12 protein-coding genes and 1 pseudogene are annotated in these 19,028 nt (G+C 56.1%); 1 reads left to right on the top strand and 12 read right to left on the bottom strand.

What is annotated here, in order from left to right:
• Positions 1-103: 103 nt before the first annotated feature.
• The gene (locus LHFGNBLO_RS30545; RefSeq protein WP_258603553.1) at positions 104-2,194 is read right to left on the bottom strand and encodes an O-antigen ligase family protein; all 2,091 of its coding nucleotides are present in this window, start codon (positions 2,192-2,194) and stop codon (positions 104-106) included.
• 304 nt (positions 2,195-2,498) lie between these two features.
• A pseudogene (locus LHFGNBLO_RS30540) lies at positions 2,499-3,203 on the bottom strand (IS630 family transposase); the annotation flags it as partial.
• 497 nt (positions 3,204-3,700) lie between these two features.
• Here LHFGNBLO_RS30540 and LHFGNBLO_RS30535 point away from each other — a divergent pair.
• Positions 3,701-4,144: an excisionase gene (locus LHFGNBLO_RS30535; protein WP_258603552.1), complete on the top strand. Its 444-nt coding sequence runs from the start codon at positions 3,701-3,703 to the stop codon at positions 4,142-4,144.
• Between the two features lie 328 nt (positions 4,145-4,472).
• Here the strand turns inward: LHFGNBLO_RS30535 and LHFGNBLO_RS30530 are convergent, their stop codons facing one another.
• From LHFGNBLO_RS30530 to gmd, 10 genes are all read right to left on the bottom strand, one after another.
• Positions 4,473-5,591: a glycosyltransferase gene (locus LHFGNBLO_RS30530; protein ID WP_258603549.1), complete on the bottom strand. Its 1,119-nt coding sequence runs from the start codon at positions 5,589-5,591 to the stop codon at positions 4,473-4,475.
• Positions 5,588-6,712, bottom strand: coding sequence for a glycosyltransferase family 4 protein (locus tag LHFGNBLO_RS30525; RefSeq protein ID WP_258603545.1), 1,125 nt, complete (start codon positions 6,710-6,712; stop codon positions 5,588-5,590). The genes LHFGNBLO_RS30530 and LHFGNBLO_RS30525 overlap by 4 nt, the downstream gene beginning before the upstream one ends.
• Before the next feature lie 1,449 nt (positions 6,713-8,161).
• The gene (locus LHFGNBLO_RS30520) at positions 8,162-8,989 is read right to left on the bottom strand and encodes a class I SAM-dependent methyltransferase (protein ID WP_258603542.1); all 828 of its coding nucleotides are present in this window, start codon (positions 8,987-8,989) and stop codon (positions 8,162-8,164) included.
• A gap of 105 nt (positions 8,990-9,094) precedes the next feature.
• Entirely contained in the window at positions 9,095-12,589 is a 3,495-nt protein-coding gene (locus tag LHFGNBLO_RS30515; RefSeq protein ID WP_258603535.1) for a glycosyltransferase, read from the bottom strand.
• Positions 12,590-12,726: 137 nt separating this feature from the next.
• Positions 12,727-14,127, bottom strand: a complete 1,401-nt coding sequence (locus LHFGNBLO_RS30510) for an FkbM family methyltransferase (protein WP_258603532.1) — start codon at positions 14,125-14,127, stop codon at positions 12,727-12,729.
• On the bottom strand, positions 14,127-14,987 hold the full coding sequence (locus tag LHFGNBLO_RS30505; protein ID WP_258603531.1) for an FkbM family methyltransferase: 861 nt from the start codon (positions 14,985-14,987) through the stop codon (positions 14,127-14,129). Before LHFGNBLO_RS30505 ends, LHFGNBLO_RS30510 begins: the two co-directional genes overlap by 1 nt.
• Positions 14,984-16,219: an ABC transporter ATP-binding protein gene (locus LHFGNBLO_RS30500; protein WP_258603524.1), complete on the bottom strand. Its 1,236-nt coding sequence runs from the start codon at positions 16,217-16,219 to the stop codon at positions 14,984-14,986. The genes LHFGNBLO_RS30505 and LHFGNBLO_RS30500 overlap by 4 nt, the downstream gene beginning before the upstream one ends.
• A 2-nt stretch (positions 16,220-16,221) precedes the next feature.
• Positions 16,222-17,007 (bottom strand): ABC transporter permease, encoded by a 786-nt coding sequence (locus tag LHFGNBLO_RS30495; protein WP_258603516.1) that lies wholly within the window; start codon positions 17,005-17,007, stop codon positions 16,222-16,224.
• 35 nt (positions 17,008-17,042) lie between these two features.
• Positions 17,043-17,999, bottom strand: coding sequence for a GDP-mannose 4,6-dehydratase (locus LHFGNBLO_RS30490; protein WP_258603509.1), 957 nt, complete (start codon positions 17,997-17,999; stop codon positions 17,043-17,045).
• A gap of 26 nt (positions 18,000-18,025) precedes the next feature.
• Positions 18,026-19,012, bottom strand: a complete 987-nt coding sequence (gene gmd / locus LHFGNBLO_RS30485) for a GDP-mannose 4,6-dehydratase (RefSeq protein WP_258603504.1) — start codon at positions 19,010-19,012, stop codon at positions 18,026-18,028.
• Positions 19,013-19,028: the final 16 nt, after the last annotated feature.

Raw genomic sequence — 19,028 nt, 5'->3', positions numbered from 1 at the left:
ACTCATGCTCCGCAAGAGATGTGGGTAATTGAAAGCCAGGCCGGATGGATACTTTGCGGCAGCGCCTGACCGAACAGGTTGACGTCGATCGAGATCGGCCCGTCTAAATATAGGTTTTCGGCTCGACCAGGTTCTTCTGCTGGCGAAGATAGAAACAGTAGAAGCCGAATGCCGCGGCGAACCACATGAAGGACTCGCCGATCGCCAGCCGGGTGTTCGAATTGCTGAGGATGGTGATGGCAAAGAAGACCAGCGTCGAGATGTAGCAGGGCCATGCGGCCGGAGCGACTAGCTTGGCCCGCACGGCCAGCAGGACCTGCCTGGACGACCAGATATAGAGAAAGGCAAAGAACGCCAGCCCGACCACGCCATAACGCACGGCTACCTCGAGATAACCGCTGTGGAAGACGGCGTAGATGTCGGGATGATAGGTCCTGCTCTGCCATTCGGTGAGCCAGGCAGAACCGGCTCCGAAGATCGGGTGGCGTTTCCAGACCTCGAACGCATCCGCCCACAGCATCAGCCGCTCCCTGGCCGCAAGCGGAACCGTATCGCTCGCGATGGCGCGGTCGAAGGCCGGGACGACGCCATGGCTCAAAGCATCCGATACCAGGGTCTTGACGAAGATCATGGTGTCGCCGGCAGTGGACCAGAAGATGTTGTACGTGGCGGCAACGCCGGTCGCCACGAGAGCCAACACGCCGGCCCCGACCATCAACTCGCGGCGATCGCCTCTCGCCAGGGTCATGACCGCCAACAGGAGCAGGGCGAGGGCGAGCGCGAGCCAGACGCCCTTTGACCGTAGCGCAATGATGTTGACGAGGGCAAACAGGAGGACGGCTGCCGAGAGCGCTAAGTGCCTGATCCTGGTTGCGTTGTTCAGGTCCGCTCTTTGGGCCGTGTGTGCCATGAACTGCAGCGTGCACAGGAAGATGAACCCAGCCGCCACCGACGCGTGAATGGGATTGTTGAACAGCCGCGGCTCCGGCCTGATGCCATAAAGGATGTCCGAATAGCCGGTGTCTGCCGCCAGGAAGACGAGGCTCAGGATCATGAACCAGAGGACGAGCCGCGCAGGCCGCCTGACAAACAACAGGAGCGAGAAGCCGGTCGTCGCATATAGAAACGGAAACAGGTAGATGCCTTCTGCGCTGCCCAACTGGCCGGTGCCGAAATAGACGATCGCCAGCCGGATCAAGACATAGAACGACCAGCCCACGCACAGCAAGCCAACCCCTCCGATCAGCGGTTTGCTGTAGGTCCACAGGTCCCGCCTGAACCAGCGGATGATTGCGACCGCGACGAGCGCCGCCCCCGCATAGCGGTAGGTGTCGGCCTCGCGCCAGACCGCGGAGACAAAGGCGAGAACGGCGAAAGCTGGAAGCACCAGAAGCAAGTTGTTGCGCTGCGCGTCGTCCCTGGCGTAGTCCGGGGTTTCCCGCAGCAGGGGCGGCCGCAGCAGGACGTGATGCAGGCGGATCAGCTGGTCCTTGGCCCGGAATGCCGCGGCGCCCAGCCGGCTCGGCCAGGGAAGCTGCGCGAATTTGTAGCTGCCTGAGGGGCCGGCTGTACCGGAGATCGCGCTGCTGGCGGCGAAGCCAAGCACGTTTCGGCGGACAGAATAGATTTTCAGTCCGGTATCCCAGAACCGTTCGAGTGCGACGTCCCACGGCATTTTCATCACCGCGAGCGCCGACAACAGCCCCTGCGCGCCGTCCCGCGTCACCAGATAGGCGGCGGCCGAGCCTGGCCAGCCGTGCAGCGTGCGGCCGATCTCGTCGCCTTCCGTCGTCTCGACGGCGCGCAGGAACAGGCTCATCCGATGATTGGCCAGCTTGATGACGTCGAAATCCGGCACAGCGGCGATGATGGCCTCGATGCGCCGTCTGGTGTTTTCGCCGAAGAGGACGTCGTCCTCGACAATCAGGCCATAGGCGCTGCCATCGGCCAGGAACGTTTCCAGCGCCTGGATATGGCTGCGGTAACAGGCATATTCGCCGGGCAGAATGTCGCGCCCGTTCCGCTTGCGCGCGGTTGGAAGATCGATCTCCGTCCAGTCCTTTTTGGTGAGGGCGCGGCCGTCGATGGCGGCAATGCGCTGCAAGGTCAGGCCGGCCGCTTCGGCGCTGGCGAGCAATTCACTCCAGCGACCGGTCTCGCGATCGAGGTTAATGGCGAAGATCGGAAGGTTCATTGGTCCATTTTCGACTGCGCCACCCTCTTGGTCGAATCTTCGGTCAACCTGTATGGAAAGAGGGCGATATATCAAGGCGATACTGTTTCTAACCATGTGCAAAGAGGCGGCCCCGATTTGCCGCGATTGCGTTAGCATGTCGCGTGAGGGGTGGCCACACGGCATCGGCGACTGACTGGATGTCCTATCTTGAAAAAACCTTTGGCCGTTGATGCCGATAGCCACCAGTCTGGCTATTGCGGAGGGCATCCTCGATACGCGCGCGAAGGCCGGCGGCGTGGGATATGCTACGCGGCTTTCCCACCTTGGCGCGCGGAGAAATGGTTGTTGATAAAAAGTCGGCGACCAAGGCCGCTAGGTAGAATACGAGCACCTTTCTGACATAGGCTTCGAAAGCCTCGCGGTTGATCGGTCCGTCAATGACGTGCGACGAAGCCGGTGAGGCTAAGGGCGCCGACGAAGGTGGTCGTCTTCCAGTGTCCGTGCGGCACGCCGACCCTCAGCCGCTCGCCCCGTGCCGCTCGGCCGTGGCGGCGCGCCATGTTTGGTGGAGGCCCAGGTCTCATCGATGAAGATCAGACTTTCGGGATCCAGATCGAGCTGGCTCTCGAACCATTCCTCGCGGCGCTTCGAAATGTCGGGGGCGGTTCTGCTCGGTGGCGTGCGCGGCCTTTTTTACGCGTGATGGCGTGGCGCTTGAAGAAGCGCTGGATTGCTCCGAATCCGAAGATCAACCCTTGCTCGCGCAAAGCGGCGCGGACCTCCTCAATGGTTCTGTCGCGCTCCGGACCGAGCGCTTCGAGGATCGCTTCCTCGTGAGCATCAACATGATGGGACTTCTGGTCATCGCCCTGGGCCGGGCATCCCCTTGTTCGCGCTCACGGGTCTGCCAGCGACTAATGCTTGATGCGCTGACGGCAAACCGTGCCCCTGCCTGACGGTGCGAAAGGCCGTCCGACACCGCCAACAACACACGCTTGCGAAGATCATACGAAAGCGAACCTGCCATTCCTGCTAGCCTCCGCCCAGCAGGAAGCTTGAATCAAATTCCACCCGATTTGGGAACCCTCACCGATTCTGCGAACCCTTCTTGCAAGTGTAGTCACCGAGCTGCCAGGTCGGAATTACAGACATGCTCTGGCTCATGTCCGTGCCTTTGACGTTGATCCACGCATCATCGTCACCGACGAAAGCTCGATTCCTTCGATCTATTGGGTACCGCAGGATCCAAAACTCAATGAACCGGAACTGCGGAGACATCTTCTTCAGCGGCAGACGTTGATGAAGCTTTTAGCCGATTGTCGCACCGAGGATGAGAAACAGGCACGACGACAGGAGGTTGATCGCGACATCCCGGACATCGCCGGCGTGTCATTGGGGAATGGCGAAGTATCCGTCCGAATTCGAGGGTCATGAGATGATCTTATCTTCTCGACCGGCCCTATTTCCACCCGCGACATCGGCCTTTCAAAAGTTCAATTTGACTCCCGCTCAACTCGATCTGGTGTGGGATATGAATCGAGGTTTGAGCCGCGCGAGTTCGACCAATTCATTGAGACAAGCCGAACGCTCGGCCTGAACCCCTTCAACTACGACATCGACGCGCCCTTGCGGCTAGACACTGTTGCCAAGCTCGGTTTTCCGGATGAAACGATGACGGTCAAAGGGCTCCGAAAGGAGCGTGACCGGGGTCGCCTTACCACAGAAATCATCGCCAACAAGGAATATACGACCTTGGCGGCGATCGAGCGCATGAGAGAACTATGCCGCGTCCAAGCAAAGGAACCCGCCTTGTCTGGCGGGACGAAAGCAGGAAGGCCGACGGGTCGCTCCGGAGCAAGGCCGGATGGTTCGTCGAAGAAAACGGAAAGCGAACAGCAACTGGCCTTGTCAAGGATGATCGCATCGCGGCTGAAGAATTCCTTGCCGACTACATCACGGAAACGGTAGTGCTGCACCGCCCAGTTCTCACTCGAAGTACCTGTCGCGACTAGGACTAGACAGAGCTTTGCGAACGCCCTCACGCGGTAGCGGCAAGTCGAAACATGCAAGATGACGCCCCGCTTGCCTGGAAGCCCTGGGACACAGGAATCCTAATCCAATGACAGGAGGCCTGACGAGTCTCATCGGGGGAACGCATTGCCGTCCAAGGAGCAACCGTGCAGAGCGCGACTGCCTTCCTCCATTTGGGCCTCCTTCATATTGCACGGCGGGAGTCGCTCGATGGCGACCACGCGGGAACTGAATCACCGATTCCTTGCAGAAGTGCGGCCGCCTTTCAGCGTCGGTGGCTGTCGAGACGATGATAGAGCTCGGCGTAAGACTTCCCCATTCTGTCGGCGGTAAAAAGACGAACGTACCGATCACGCGCGGCTTTCCCCCATTTCGCCGCCTCCAGCGGCGAGTGGATCAGCCGGTTGATGGCTTCGGCAAGACGCGACGGGTCCGATGGCCGAACAACCAGCCCGGTCTTGCCGGACTCGTTAACATAACTTGTTCCGGTGCCGAGTTCGCACGAAATCAGCGGCTTGCCGCACATCGCTGCCTCCACCAGCGAAAGCCCGTAGGCCTCCGACCGTTGGTTCGAAGGGAAAACGAACCCGAGGCAGTTGTGGAGCAGCACCATCTTGCGCGGCTCGGTCACCTCGCCAAGAAAGATCACATTGTCACGGCGCAGCGTCTCGGCCTGGAGCTTGAGTTGCCGTTCAATCGGCCCGGATCCGGCGATGACGATCTTGCATCGCACCTGGTCGGCAGCCTGGATCAGGATATCCAGTCCCTTGTAGTAGCGCAGGACGCCGACGAACAGCACGTACGGTTCCGTGACCATCGATCGGCACCAGTCGTTGTCGGCTTCGGTTGGTATAGGATAGGCGTCTTCGTCGATGCCAATGGGAATGACTTTCGACTTGGCCTTGAATGCCCTGAGAACCGGGCTCGATTCCAGATAGTCCGGCGAAGTCGCCACGATCGCATCGACATCCCTGAGGAAGCGCGTCATCAGCGGTCGGTAGAAGGGCAGGATGAACCTCTGTTTTACGATGTCGGAATGGTAGGTGACGACCGTCGGCTTGCTGTGGCCGGACTGAAAATGGACTACGTCCATGAGCGGCCATGGAAAATGATAGTGGATCAGGTCGGCAGTCCTCGAGAGGGCGGCGAATTTCCGGAAAACGTCGCGTGAGAATCCGGTCGAGGCCAGCTCGAAATCCAGTTTGGCTTTTCGGGCCACATGTCCGTCAAAGTGTTGCGTGGCCTCGTCGGGAGTTCGGCTCAGCGACAGCACTTCCGTTTCGATGCCATGGCGGGCCGTGCTCTGGGCGATGGCGTGGATCGTCCGCTCCACGCCGCCGAAGGAATCCGGCCAATATGTCTTGAAGAAGTGCAGGACTTTCAAGCGGAGGTCTTTCGTCTTTGCTCGATGGCCCGTTCAAAAATACCAAGCATACCCTTGGCATGATTGTCCCAGGTGAAGCGTTCCGCGTTTTTCCGCGCGCCGGCGGCGATTCGCTCCCTGAACGTCGCATCGACACAGAGCTTGTCGAATGCATGTGCTATTGCAACAGGGTCCCTAGGGTCAACAAGAGCGGCGCTTTCGCCGGCGACCTCCGGCATCGATGATGTGTTCGATGTCAGAACCGGCTTGCCGAATGAGTGCGCCTCGACGATCGGAAAGCCGAAGCCCTCATAGAGAGACGGCATCGCCAGAAAAAGGCAATTGGAATAGAGCGTGGCAAGCATTGCGTCATCTACGAAGCCGGTAAAGGTGATGTTCTTCTCGAGTCCGCCGAGGCGCACATCGTCGGCAAGGCCTGTCTGTTTCCAGCCGCTGCCGCCGACAATGACAAGATCGCAGCCCGACCGGGTGCTTTCGGGCAGGAGGCCGTAGGCCTTTATCAGGTTGCGCAAGTTCTTTCTCGGCTCGAGCGTGCCGACGAAAAGCGCGTAGGGTTTGGTGATGCCGAGACGCTCCAGGCTTGAAAACCCGCCGGCAGCGGGCAAGGAGGTCGTGCCCGGGGCGATCGTCCTGACCGGTGATCGCAGCCAGGGAAACTCTTCCGTCACCGCGATTGCCGTGGCACTCGAATCCGCCACCACGATATCGGCTTTTCGCAATGCGGGCCTCATCAAGAGGCGCTCGCCCAGCCACGTCCGGGCGCGCATGGTTTCCGGCGCGTGCACCCAGACGAGATCGTGGATTGTGACCACCCGCGCGATCCGATTGTCCAGAAAGAGCGGCAGGCGATGGGCCGGACCCCAGAAGACCTCTACTCCGTCACGCGAGGCCAGGGAAGGCAGGATCGCTTGCCCCCACAGCGCCCGCATGGGCAGTGCCTTGATGCCGGCGGTTCGCAAGGCCACGCCAGACGGGACCTCATAGCTGGCGTTGACCTCGGACGGCGCATAGAGGAACACTTCGGCGCCGAGCGCCGACAATGCCTTGATCGACCTGTGGACGAATCTGCCAATTCCGTCGGTGGCCGACCCCAGGTTTCTGCCATCGACCCCGATTCTCAATCTTCTCTCCGGAAATGAACTAGGCGAAGGATTCCGGACATTTTTATGGTGGGAGCGGAGGCAGGTCTTCCACGGATGATTAGGCGACAGAGCATTATGAAGTAACGCTAATATACATTTGGCTATTCCGCACTTCGAATCGGGAAAGACTTCCCGGCGGGAAAACCGCTTGCGCCCCAGCTTGATGATGGTAGATGCACGGAGTGTCCAGCCACAAATTCGCAAGCAAGCCCCTGCCGAAACTGATAATCCAGATTCCTAGCTATAATGAGGCGGAAACGCTCCCTTCGTTTTAGGGATGTTGTTGACGAGAGGCGATTGTCTGCCCACTAGAGGTGGTGTTCTCCGGCACCACGCCCCAAGGAATGACCAAAGGACCTTCGCGGGCAAAAAGGGCAACGGGCTGTTGTGGCCAGATTCGAGTAGCATCCACCTTCGGATTCAGACGAACGCCAGCGTCACCCGGGCAAAGTTGCAGTCCATGTGTTGCCTCTTGGAGTTCTGAAGATGTTGCGAAGCAAGAGTCCCTATGCAAGGGATTGTTGCCCGATTGTGCGAAAGGGGCGAACGGAATGAAATGGTACCCTAAATCTTGGTGGTTAAAGCACCGCCGTCAAGTTCCAATGGATGGCCCGACTTTGAAAGATCCGGTGTGGCAGATGTGCACAGCGGCACAATTCGAAGAGGATGCCTACACTGAGGCATCGCAGGCCCTCTTCCTTCCAGCAGGGGTGAAGCACAGGAAACTATGGGAATGGGCCTACATCCGCTCTGTCCTGTTTTCTCACTTCGGGTCCCTTGAGGGGAAGCGCGGTCTTGGTTTCGGAGTGGGCCGTGAGCCACTAGTAGCAAATTTCGCAGGCGCGGGGGCCTCTATTGTCGCCACGGATCTGGGCGGAGAAGAGGCGGCTGCTGCGGGGTGGATAGAAACGGATCAACATTCTGCGTCCCTCGAAGCACTTCGCTATCCGGGGCACTGCCCGGCCGACTTGTTTAGCCAACGTGTCGCATTTCGTGCTGTCGACATGAACGCAATACCAGCGACCTTGTGGGCTTCGACTTCCTTTGGTCAAGCTGCAGCTTAGAACATCTGGGCAGCCTTCAGCATGGAATGTCCTTCATAGAGAGTTCAATGAGGTGTTTGCGCCCCGGCGGGTTGGCAGTTCACACCACGGAATTTAATGTCTCGTCGAATGACGCAACTATGGAAAGCTTGGCTCTATCCATCTATCGTCGCCGCGACATTGAGGCGCTCGCTACGTCGCTTACATCCAAGGGTCACCGCGTACCCGCCATAAACTTTTCCCCTGGCGACCTGCCGCTGGACCGGTATGTCGACATGCCCCCCTATTCTTCTGATCAACACCTAAAGCTGCGGGTGGCAAAGTTTAATACCACCTCGTTTGGAATGACGATATGTGCGGCGAGCTAGACTAGTAATTGAAAGACTCAAATTGCTACCACGTGATGCCCATACATCGTCACTTCTTTGAACGAGGGGTCTGTCGAAAATTTCTCGCGAGCAGCTTCATAGAAGACATGGTGTGCATCAACCGTGGTCAGCATCATCTTGTTGAATCCGACTAAGAACGGTGCAATCTTAGGGCGACCGAAAGCAAAATGCAGGCCCACGGCCTCATGGACGCCTGGCCAATGTGGGCTGTAATAATCATCAACGAAAATAACGCCCGCGTATTCAATCATCGCCATCGCGGCTTTGATGTCGTGGAAGGTGTTATCAACAGTATGTGACCCGTCTATGCTGAACAATTTAGCGTTGCCGAACTTCCCGGCCATCTCGACCAAAGTAGCACCATCGAGCTGAAGACTATTCATTTTAATGGCGTGGACCTCGGATGGTCTGTGGCAATATTTCTTGACATTTTCCGAGAAGGTCTCCCGGTTGCCGTTCCCTGAGCGATCTATGTTTTGATGCTGGTCTTCGAAAATGTCGATTGCTATGGATGGCTCGCCTAGCTGCATGACGTTGTGGCAGGGAATGAAAAAGCGGCCGTGGTGAACACCTATCTCCACATGGCATCCCCTAACGGAAAGTCGTTCATGAATTTCAGCAATGAGCTCAAGGACGTCACGCATCCGCTCATGAACCCAACCCTCTACTTCATGAAAGCCCGTCTGGAAGAAGTCGGCAGGTGCAGGGGATTGCATTTTTTTCCACATCAAGATGGATGATCCTCTTAAGTAGCGAAATAGCAGCGGCCAGCCGCAGCGAAAGGCCGTGGGGTAGTCCGCCGCTGCCTCTGAAATGTCACTCATCCTCCGAGATCTTTGTAGACGAATTCGCACATCTCGGCCTTGATAGCAAACGAACTTCATCCTCTCCACACAAGTGTCGGGCTGCGTTGATCTGGTCTGTCCAGTTCATGAAGCAAACCAGCTGTGGTGATGGTGCTTGATATGGAGCGCCTTGAGCATTCGCTCCAGTCGCGCAGACAGCCGTTTTTGTTGATGCGCTGTGCGCCAGCGCTCCGCATCGCTGGCTTTCTGTCTGGCCAATTCAGAATTCATGGAAAGCTCGGCGAGAAGGTTTTGAATCCCGATAGAAATCGAGTCTGGATCTTGACCCGGCAATTCAAATACCGCTTCACGAACGTCATCGAAAATCGGCAGCGGAGTAACGGCCACGGGTCGCTTGGCGGCAATTCCATAACGAACGGCCCCGCTCGCGGACTCGCCCGTATCCTCGTACGGGAAAACAATCAGATCCGCCTCAGTCAAAAGTGCGAAGCTTTCTTGATCGTCCAGGAAATCGGTATGAAGTTCTACATGCTGATCCAGCCCCAAATCGGTGATCAATTCACGGGCTTTGTGGATGAGCAGTCGTGATTGGGCAACATTGTACTCAGCATTTACCATGCGTAGCTTCACATCGACGCCATTCTTCCGAAGCAGGCCTACAGCTCGGATAAGGGCATGAAGCCCTTTATGAGGCAGAAAAAATCCATATGAGGCGAGGAGATAAGGCCCCTTGGCATCGCCGCGTGCCGCCTCTTGAGGCGCTACGGGACTCTCGATCAGCCCATGCGGAAACAATGTGACATTGTCGACCAAGCCAATGTCCTTCAGGCGATTCATATCTGCTACGGAGTGAACTAGAATCCTGTGGCAGCATGACAGAACCTTGGCAATGGCTCTTAGCCTCCTATCCGGCAAAGTGGGAGGATCCTGCGTCGAATGAAGCATCAAAACGACAATAATCCCCCTTCCTATTTGTATTTCTAAAAAGCGTTCAAGCGCGCCGAAATCAAAGAAGCTATAATTAAATTGAACAACCAAAACATCTACAGGACTATCACGAATTACCTGAGAAGCGTTGCTCAAATTGCCGCTTTGAGACCAGCAGCTGAGTACCTTTTCATTTTGAAAATTGGCGGGCGTTTCGTCAGTACAAAAGATAACCGGCATTTTTGAAAACTCTGCCAGCGCGTGCTCTGAGTACGTTGCAATGCCGCAGGTCGTTTTCCAAGTCGACATCCAGCCGACTGAGGGTTCTTTGTCAATCTTGATTGAGGACCGCCTTGCAGCTTCTACGAGCCGCTGAGCTACCCCTGTCCATCGAAATTCACGAAGGAGCTTTTTCCGGCCGAGAGCCGCGCGTCGCTTCAATTCCTGCTTCGGAAGTTCGAAGACGCCACGCATCGTATCCGCCAAATGTTCGACATCCACGGCGGCCCAAACGGAATCACTCAAACCGAAATGTGTTTGCGTTCGTTCGAATTGATAGTCCACCAACCATGCTATCTCAGGTTTGCAAAAATCAAGTTGTCCTCCCCAACCTGTCGTAATCACAGGGAGCCCTGACATCATCGCCTCAGCCATTGGGAGTCCGAACCCCTCAGCACGACTCGGAGCAACCAGAACGTCGCAAGCTTCATATAGTGCTTTCAGACGTGAATTATCAAAATCCTCAATGATTATTTCAACTCTCGGAAAATCACTGCGATGGCCAATTGCCTCTCTAAGCCAGCGATCAATCTCATTGTGCGGATTTGGGAACGTTTTTATGATCAGGACAACGTCGTCACGAGACGAAAAGGCTCTTCCGTAGGCATTCAACAACAGATCTGCCCCTTTTCGGGGAAAGCAAGATGAAACGTGTAGAAACTTGAAGCCTGTCTGTGACAGCCGAAATGTCGAATCGGCGACTATGCGATCCCAATGGTCGATGCCGCACCCGGAAACCGACAAAGGTACGGTGACGCCGTGATCGATGAGAATTTTTTCCACATGAGGCGACAGACAGGTGATTGCCTGCAAATGCTTGTTGAACTCTTCGACCCATTCTAGAGGGAAGCCGGATTCCTCCCAAGCATAGTGGTGGAGCATATTGGTCGGACTTGCCATGTCGTCGACACGTGGCGGATAGAGGATTCGACTGGTTACGTCGGCATCGTGTTGGCCGAGTTCTTGGGATCGAATCCACATCGCATCGAGATCCGGGTTCTGCTTTAGATAATGTGGATTTGGTAGAAAGTCGCCAGGTCCTTCTGTCGAGAACAACGCAACGTCATGGCCTAAATCCGATAGCGCGCGTGCTGTTTCTCGATTGAGCAGCGCCAAACTATAGCTGCTGTCGAACGGCCCTTCGACGCGCCACTTTAGCTCTTTCGACAAATCGAGAGATGCTTCGCGCTTTTTTGTAGCTCGGAAGCTGGCCTCTATAGCTTCTGCGGTACTCAAAAGGTCTTCGTCTGTAGCGCCGTCGACTGAAGCAATGGAGTCGATCAGAGCCCGATATCCGACGTCAGTCCCACCCCTCACAACGGCCCGGTCTGAATGGCTCAACACGCTCTCGAATGCCCTGATCGCTTTTTCTGCGGACTGATCCCATGAAAACAAGCGCGCACGGTCCAATCCGCGCCGCGACAGCTCCGCGCGAAACTCGTCATCAGTGAGGGCGGCCAGCATCTTGTCGGTAATGGACCGTTCATCCATCGGGTCGAAAAGTGCCTTATCCCAACCTACCACTTCCGGAATACTTGTTGTTCCTGCAGCGATCGTCGGGGCACCGCATTTCATCGCCTCCAATGCGGGGAGGCCGAAGCCTTCATGCCAAGATGGAAAGACAAAGAGCCGGCAAATATTGTAAAGCTCTACAAGCTCTGGATCGCTTACATATCCAAAGAGTCGAAAATCTTCGTCAGTTAGGCCCAAGGAGTAAGCTTTGGCCTTTATTTGTACCGCAGGGATTTCCCCCACCTTGCCAACGATTCCCAAGATATGCTGACGACGAATATCGGGCGGAAGGGCAGCAAACGCGCCAAGCAAACGGTCAATATTTTTACGAAAATCAATACCGCCGGTATACAGCACCAGTTCTCGATTCAGGGAGAAGCTTCTGGCCGCATTACCTTTATTGAATTGGATTATTTGTCTAAATTCATCAGAAGTTGAGCCAGATATATTAAATACCTTACTGTCGTCCAAAGAAAGAAGAGAAACAGCTTCGTCGGCCGTGTACTGAGATATCGCCAGGCAGATGTCTGACTTTTTTAGGTAATCAATTTTTTCGAAATAGAATTTCTCTGAAGGGGTGCCAGAGGGCAGATACATATCTCTATAAATATACGGTATCAAGTCATACAAAGTAGTGGCTATAAGAGATGACCCCGGAAGTTGACGTATACTTGAAGCGGAGTGGTCACTGAATCCCTCAAATAAGCTGCTTATGTGGACGACATCCGCGTGAAGCGACTCGGAGAAGGCTTCAAATATCCTTTCACCAGCCGACTTTCGCCAGCCGATATCATACCAATTGTCACCGAGTCGGCGATCAGGGCCGTTCCAAACGTGAAAGGAATGAGGTGGTGCCACATTGCTTAAAGAATTAAATATAGAGTCAACCGAGTCCGGCATGTTTCCATTTAGGATAAAGCATACCTCATGATGTCCACGGTTTCGATAAATCGCCTCTGCGAGAGAGATCGTATAGCGCCCAATCCCACGAAATCGGCTTTCGGTTTGCGCTCCCTGTAGGTCTAGAGCAATTCGCATTAGATTTCTCTTCTTCCCTTTAAAGATTGCTCAAGATCCAGCAAAATTCTGTTGGCATCAGAAGATTCCAATATCCGCGCATCGATATCACGATCGGTTCTAGATCGACGTGAATAGGATATAGAAGAATTTGGAAATCCAAAAAATGTATTACGAAAGCGATTATCCGAGACAATCTTGGCTATAGTGAAATCGCGGAAGCGATTGAACAAAGGCGGGTAGCGTCTTAGCTGTTCAGATAAAAAGGCCTTCAATCCGGGCCGCTGCATAACAAATCGAATAGCAAAAATAGCAAGAGAATCTCTCTCCGATTTCAGGCTGCGCAAACTAACGCCTGCAATAACTCGCTTCAACACCCTGCCAGTTCGGCGATAAGGGCCCATCAATTTCCATGATCTGCTCTGGTAAATCTCTTCAACTTTCTTCTGCAGAGTTTCGGACTTTAGCCACCATTCGTGAGTGCGCAATTTTTCTGCCGATAGGTCACGTATCAAATTTGATATAGTACCGCTAGTTTCCAATGCGTTGGAAACTAGGCGAGAAATTTCAGTATCCCGCTCCTCAATAGCAGCTTGTTTATCGGCCAACTGCTTCGTGGCCGTGGCATCTGCATTGGCTATGTGTTGGTGGAGGCGAGAAATTTCGGCATCACGCTCCTCGACGGAAGCTTGTTTAACAGCTAGTTCCTGCCGCATCGGTGCAAGCATGTCAGATTTGCTGGAAGCCGAAAAAACGAACTGATCGAAATGGTTCGGCCCCGGTCCGAATGAATCTTTCAGCTCCGGATGTTCTTCGCTGACGTAAAAGCGATTCAAGCCGTCGAAATAGACGAATTCATAACCGAGCCCCTCAAGATGGGGTTGCCATTCGTCATGGCTCTTTTCCGTCGAAAGCGGCAAGGTGCTTTCCACCACCACGATCCAAGGGCGCACCGCGGAAGCCCCCCAGCTTTCAATGACCGCAGATTCCATGCCCTCGACATCGATCTTGAGCCAGTGAACCTCCCTCTCGGCGTGACGGTCCAAGAGGTTCTGGAGGCTGACGAGCGGAACTAGTCGCTCGTTCATTTTGAATCCAGCTTCGACATGCTGCTTGGCGATGGCAGGGTCCCCGGTGCTGAGGCCCGTTCCCGGAAATTCATGGAAAGTCAAAAAACCTATGTCCGTACTGATTGCTGCCTCGATCACCTCCTCGTCCGGTCGCGCATCGCGTATCTTGGCGGCATAGGTGGCGGTAGGCTCAACGTGCACCCCGCGCCAGCCTTGCTCGTAAAAGGAGAGACTTACGGAATCCTCGACCGGGTCCTGGGCCCCGATGTCGATATAAAAGCCGCGCTCAACAGATTTGAGGGCGCGCCACAGTATGACGTCTTCGAAATTCTGCGCGTATGAGGTGATCATCAGAGTTCAGGAAACAGTGAGGAATGAGCTTTGTTCAGCGACACAGGCGGGAGTTCGATGCGCCGATCTTCGGGAAAGAAACTCGCCGCGATCAATCCATCGCCGCTGTAAGACTGCTGCACGTCATGCTCGGCCAGGATGACTGCTCCCAACTCCAGCAACGCTTGCCTGCAATCAGCATGGGTGGTTCGCGAGCCGGATATGCTGCTGTGGTGAGTCGACACGATCACAAATCGTAACTGGTTGCGCTCCGCCGCTGATGCCATCGAGCGAATGAAGGGTAACTCTGCTCCCTGTACGTCTAGATGCAGGACTTCGATAGTCCGCTCGTGGGCCAATTTGGACACCGCAGCCATATCGAAACAAGGCAACGATCGAATCTGTCCGTCTGATTCGCAACGCAATTCCAAGCTTTCGAGCGGCTGACCGCCGACACAGCCATTGTGAAAGCTGATTCGATTCTCCAATTGGTTCAGGCTCGCATTGTCCCGCCCCAATTGAAGATTGTTCGGGTCTGGTTCGATGCAGATCGCCGAAGCATTGGCAATTTCATGCAAGTACCACAGCGTATAGTAACACCAGAAAGCGCCCACCTCCACGACCAGCGAATTGTGGCGCACGTAGCGCAGGATATGGTGAAAGACCAATTCTTCCTGCGGCTCATGATGCCCCTGCAGCGCACGAATGATCTGCGCCATCCAGTCGCCATGATATCCGCCCGCCTTTACCCGTATGCCATTGTGCATGATCTGGACCGGACCGTTGGGTGTATCCAGAATGCGACCTGCATCCTGCACTTTCGCTATTCCGGCGCAGTCCATGCAACTGCTCGTCATTATGGCACGTTCGAGTTCGTTCACGCGGCAACCCCACGAATGACGAACCGAGCGTCAAGTGCGGATGTCCCGATGAAGAACGGTTGGGTCGCATTTATCACATCGAACACCAGCGCATTGTCCTGCCACTCGTAATTGTTCTCCACGTGTGTGTCTGAACTGGCCAGCGACGGTGAGAACGAGTATGAGCCTTGACCCAGCGTACAGGTGAAGGGCAGCTGGAATTCGATCTCCTCGCCTGCCTTGACATTCAGAAGGGCCTGCTCCGTGTGCCAGGTGTTGGTGCCCCAAACGACGTGGCCAGTGCGGTCGCGCAGCATAAGGCCCAGCACCAGGCGGGAAACATCCGTCTCTGCTTTCGCCACCAACTTCAACACCAGAGATTGTCCTACTTGCGCGATCTTCACCGGCTCATGACTCTTCGCGTCGAGAAGTTCCAGCGTTGACGCCTTGACCTGAAATGTCCCCGATCTGGTGAACGCCCAGCCATCTTTTTCTCGCCGCTGCTCTACTTTCAGCTTCTCGTTCTCCTTGGTCGCGATTAGGGCGTTGTAATAGTCGATTACCTCATCGGGCGGCCCGTCCCTCAGCGCATGCCCCTTGTCCAGCAGGATCACCCGGTCGCACAGTGTTCTCACGTCGCCGAGGGCATGTGTGACCAGTATGATTGACGTACCGGCGGCTCTGAAGCTGCGTATCCGGTCGAAGCTCTTGTGCTGGAAATAGCTGTCGCCAACCGAAAGCACCTCATCGACGATCAGCACCTCCGGCCGTTCGGCGGTGGCGAGCGCGAAGGCCAGCCTCGCCTGCATGCCGCTCGAATAGGTCCGAAGCGGCTGATCGAAGAACTCTCCGATCTCGGCGAAGTCCTCGATATGCGGCATGAGTTCGCTCAGCCGTGCCTGTGAAAGGCCCATCAGCCCGCCGGCATGGTAGGCGTTCTGCCTTCCGGTGAACTCGGGGTTGAAGCCGAGCCCGAGTTCCAGAATTGCGCTGATGCGGCCGCTGACATGCGCCGTGCCTTCGGTCGGCCGCACGGTGCCGGTGATCAGCTTCAAAAGTGTGCTCTTGCCGGCGCCGTTCTGCCCGATGAGGCCGAGCGCCTCTCCGGCCGAGAGCGAAAACGAGATGTTCTTGACTGGCCAGAACTCCTCGGTGGGTTCGACCGGTGCCCCGAACCAACCCGCAAACCTTTTGAGGCTGCTTGCATAATTTGCATAGCGTTTCGACAGGTGACTGACGGAAAGCACGGTCATGGTCACAACCCGTCGATGAGTTCGGGGCTTGCGCGGCGAAAGAACACGATCGCAAAGCTCATGCTCAGGATTCCCAAAGCCGCCGGCATGATCAGGCTTTCCGGACTTGGCCAGCGGTTGAACAACAATGCATCCTGATACAACGCAACCAACGGCGCGATCGGGTTGAGATTGAGCACAATGCTGTACTTTTCCGGCAAAACGCTGGCCGGGTAGACAATCGGTGTCAGCCAGTACCAGAGTTGCAGCACGATTGTCATCACCTGGGCGATATCGCGAATGAATACGTTCATCACGCCGAGGATGACGCCAAGGCCGAAACCGATAGCCGCAATCAGTACGATCCCGACCGGCAACAGGATCAATGTGCGGCCTGGTAGGTGCCCGAGGAAGATGAAGATGATGAACAGGGCGACGAGCAGCAGCAGATGATTGATCAGCGCCGTGCCGCCGACGATTATGGGCAGGCATAGACGCGGAAAGGCAATCTTCTTCATCACCGGCGCTTGTTCGATGAAGACGGTCATGCTGCGGGTGAGAATCTCGCTAAACAAATTCCACGCGGCCATGCCGGATAGAAGATAGATCGGATAGGCCGCTGGGCTGTCCGTGTCTGGAAGCCGAGCCTTGAGAACTTCGGAAAGCACGATCGAGAAGATGACCGCCTGCGCAAGCGGGTGGAGAATGAACCAAAGGCCGCCCAGACGGGACCGCACGAAACGTCCCTTCAGATCGCCTCTGATAGAGGAGATGATAAAATGGCGGTATTGCCATAAGCTTCGGAACATGTGCTCTCGATCCTTTGCGCCCTGCGGTAATGGCGTCAGCGGGCGTTACATAGCCGGTGCCAATATCCGAAAACGTCGGCGATTGTTTGCTCGAATGGCACCAAAGGCTGCCAATTCAGCTTGGCGCGCGCCTTTGACGCATCACCCCAGGCAACAGGGATGTCGTTCGGACGAAGTTTTTTCGGGTCGGCGCGGATTTCGATGTCTATGCCCGACTGCGCAATCAGCGCGTCCAGGATATCCCGGATCTTCCGCGGTTGTCCGGATGCCAGGTTGTAAACGCGGTCCGGTTCGGCATCCAGGTCGAGAAGCGCGGAACTCGCATATGCTCGTACCACGTCGCGAACATCCAGGAAATCGCGCTCGGCTTCAAGATTTCCTACGTGAATGATCGGTTCGCTTTTGCCGGACACGATCTCGGCGATCTGGCGTGCGAAGCTGGAGACTACGTAGGTATCGGACTGACCAGGGCCGGTGTGATTGAACGGGCGAAAGCGGACAGCGCGCAGACCGTCATATGCCAATTGCCCGATCATCAGGTCTGCGGCCGCCTTGGTGGCGCCGTAGACGTTCATCGGCCGAAGCGGCGCGCTTTCCGTCACCGGGCCGGCTACGTTGAGGAACGAAGCGCCATAGGCCTCCGAACTCCCAACGTAAACGAACCGGGCCTTCGGCGCGTGTCGCAGCACAGATTCGGCAAGATTCATCGTTCCCGTAACATTGACGTTCCAGGCATGTCGTGGCGCGTTGCGTGCATCGGAAGGTGCGGCGACCGCTGCCAAATGGATAAGCGCAGTCGGCTGTATCTCGCGGACGGCGGTGTCAACCGCTTCCCGGTCCCGCAGGTCGATTGCGTTTTGTTGCTCTTTGCCATGACCAAGCGCGAACACCTTGCAGTCGCCGTGGTCCCGTTCCAGCAGCTGCAACAGTGCCGAGCCGACGAACCCGCTTGCCCCGGTTATGAGGATGCGATGCCTGAACCTATCGACCATAACGCAAATGGGGCTTTCTGCTCAACTCAGCCTCTCGACGGGTTGGTATGGCGTTCGAGGTCGGCATCCACCATTTCACGGATCATCTCTTCCAGCGAGATCGTCGCTTCCCAGCCCAGCTTCTGCTTTGCCTTCGCAGGATTGCCGAGCAGGATTTCGACTTCGGCCGGTCTGAACAACGCCGGATCGATGACAAGGTGGTCATCAATCTCGAGTCCGACATGTTGGAAGGCGATCCGGCACATATCGCGCACCGTCGTCGTCCTGCCTGTCGCGATGACATAGTCATCCGGCTGGTCCTGTTGCAGCATCAGCCACATGGCGCGGACATAGTCCTTCGAGTGGCCCCAGTCCCGCTTGGCGTCGATGTTTCCGAGCCGCAGTTCCTTGGACATGCCCTTCTTGATGCGCGCGACCGCGTCCGTGACTTTGCGGGTCACGAACTCGATGCCGCGAAGTGGTGATTCGTGATTGAACAAGATGCCGCTCGAGGCATGCAGGCCGAAGCTCTCGCGATAGTTGATCGTTATCCAATGGCCATAGAGCTTCGCTACGGCATAGGGGGAGCGAGGATGGAAAGGCGTCGTCTCCGATTGCATGGGTTCCTGGATAAGGCCGTACATTTCGGACGACGAGGCTTGATAGAAGCGCGCCTCGGGCGATTCGAGGCGAAGCGCCTCGAGGACATTGGTCACGCCTATGCCGGTGACGTTGCCCGTCAGGATCGGCTGTTGCCATGATGATTTGACGAAGGATTGGGCGGCAAGGTTATAGACCTCGTCCGGCCTCACATCCCGCATCGTTCGAGCCAGGCCGGACAAATCCGTCAGGTTTCCATCGACGATCCTGACGTCTTTCTCAATGCCGAGCCACTTCAGCCGCGTGGTGTTCACGTCGGCGGTGCTCGATCGCCTGGCAAGCCCGTGGACCTCATATCCTTTGGAGAGCAGGAACTCTGCCAGGTAGGCACCGTCCTGCCCGGTGATGCCGGTTATCAAAGCTTTCTTCGTCATCAACACTCTCGATTGT

It is taken from the genome of Mesorhizobium sp. AR10, from assembly GCF_024746795.1.
In the GTDB taxonomy this organism is placed as follows: domain Bacteria; phylum Pseudomonadota; class Alphaproteobacteria; order Rhizobiales; family Rhizobiaceae; genus Mesorhizobium.
This window is presented reverse-complemented; position numbering and strand designations above follow the sequence as displayed.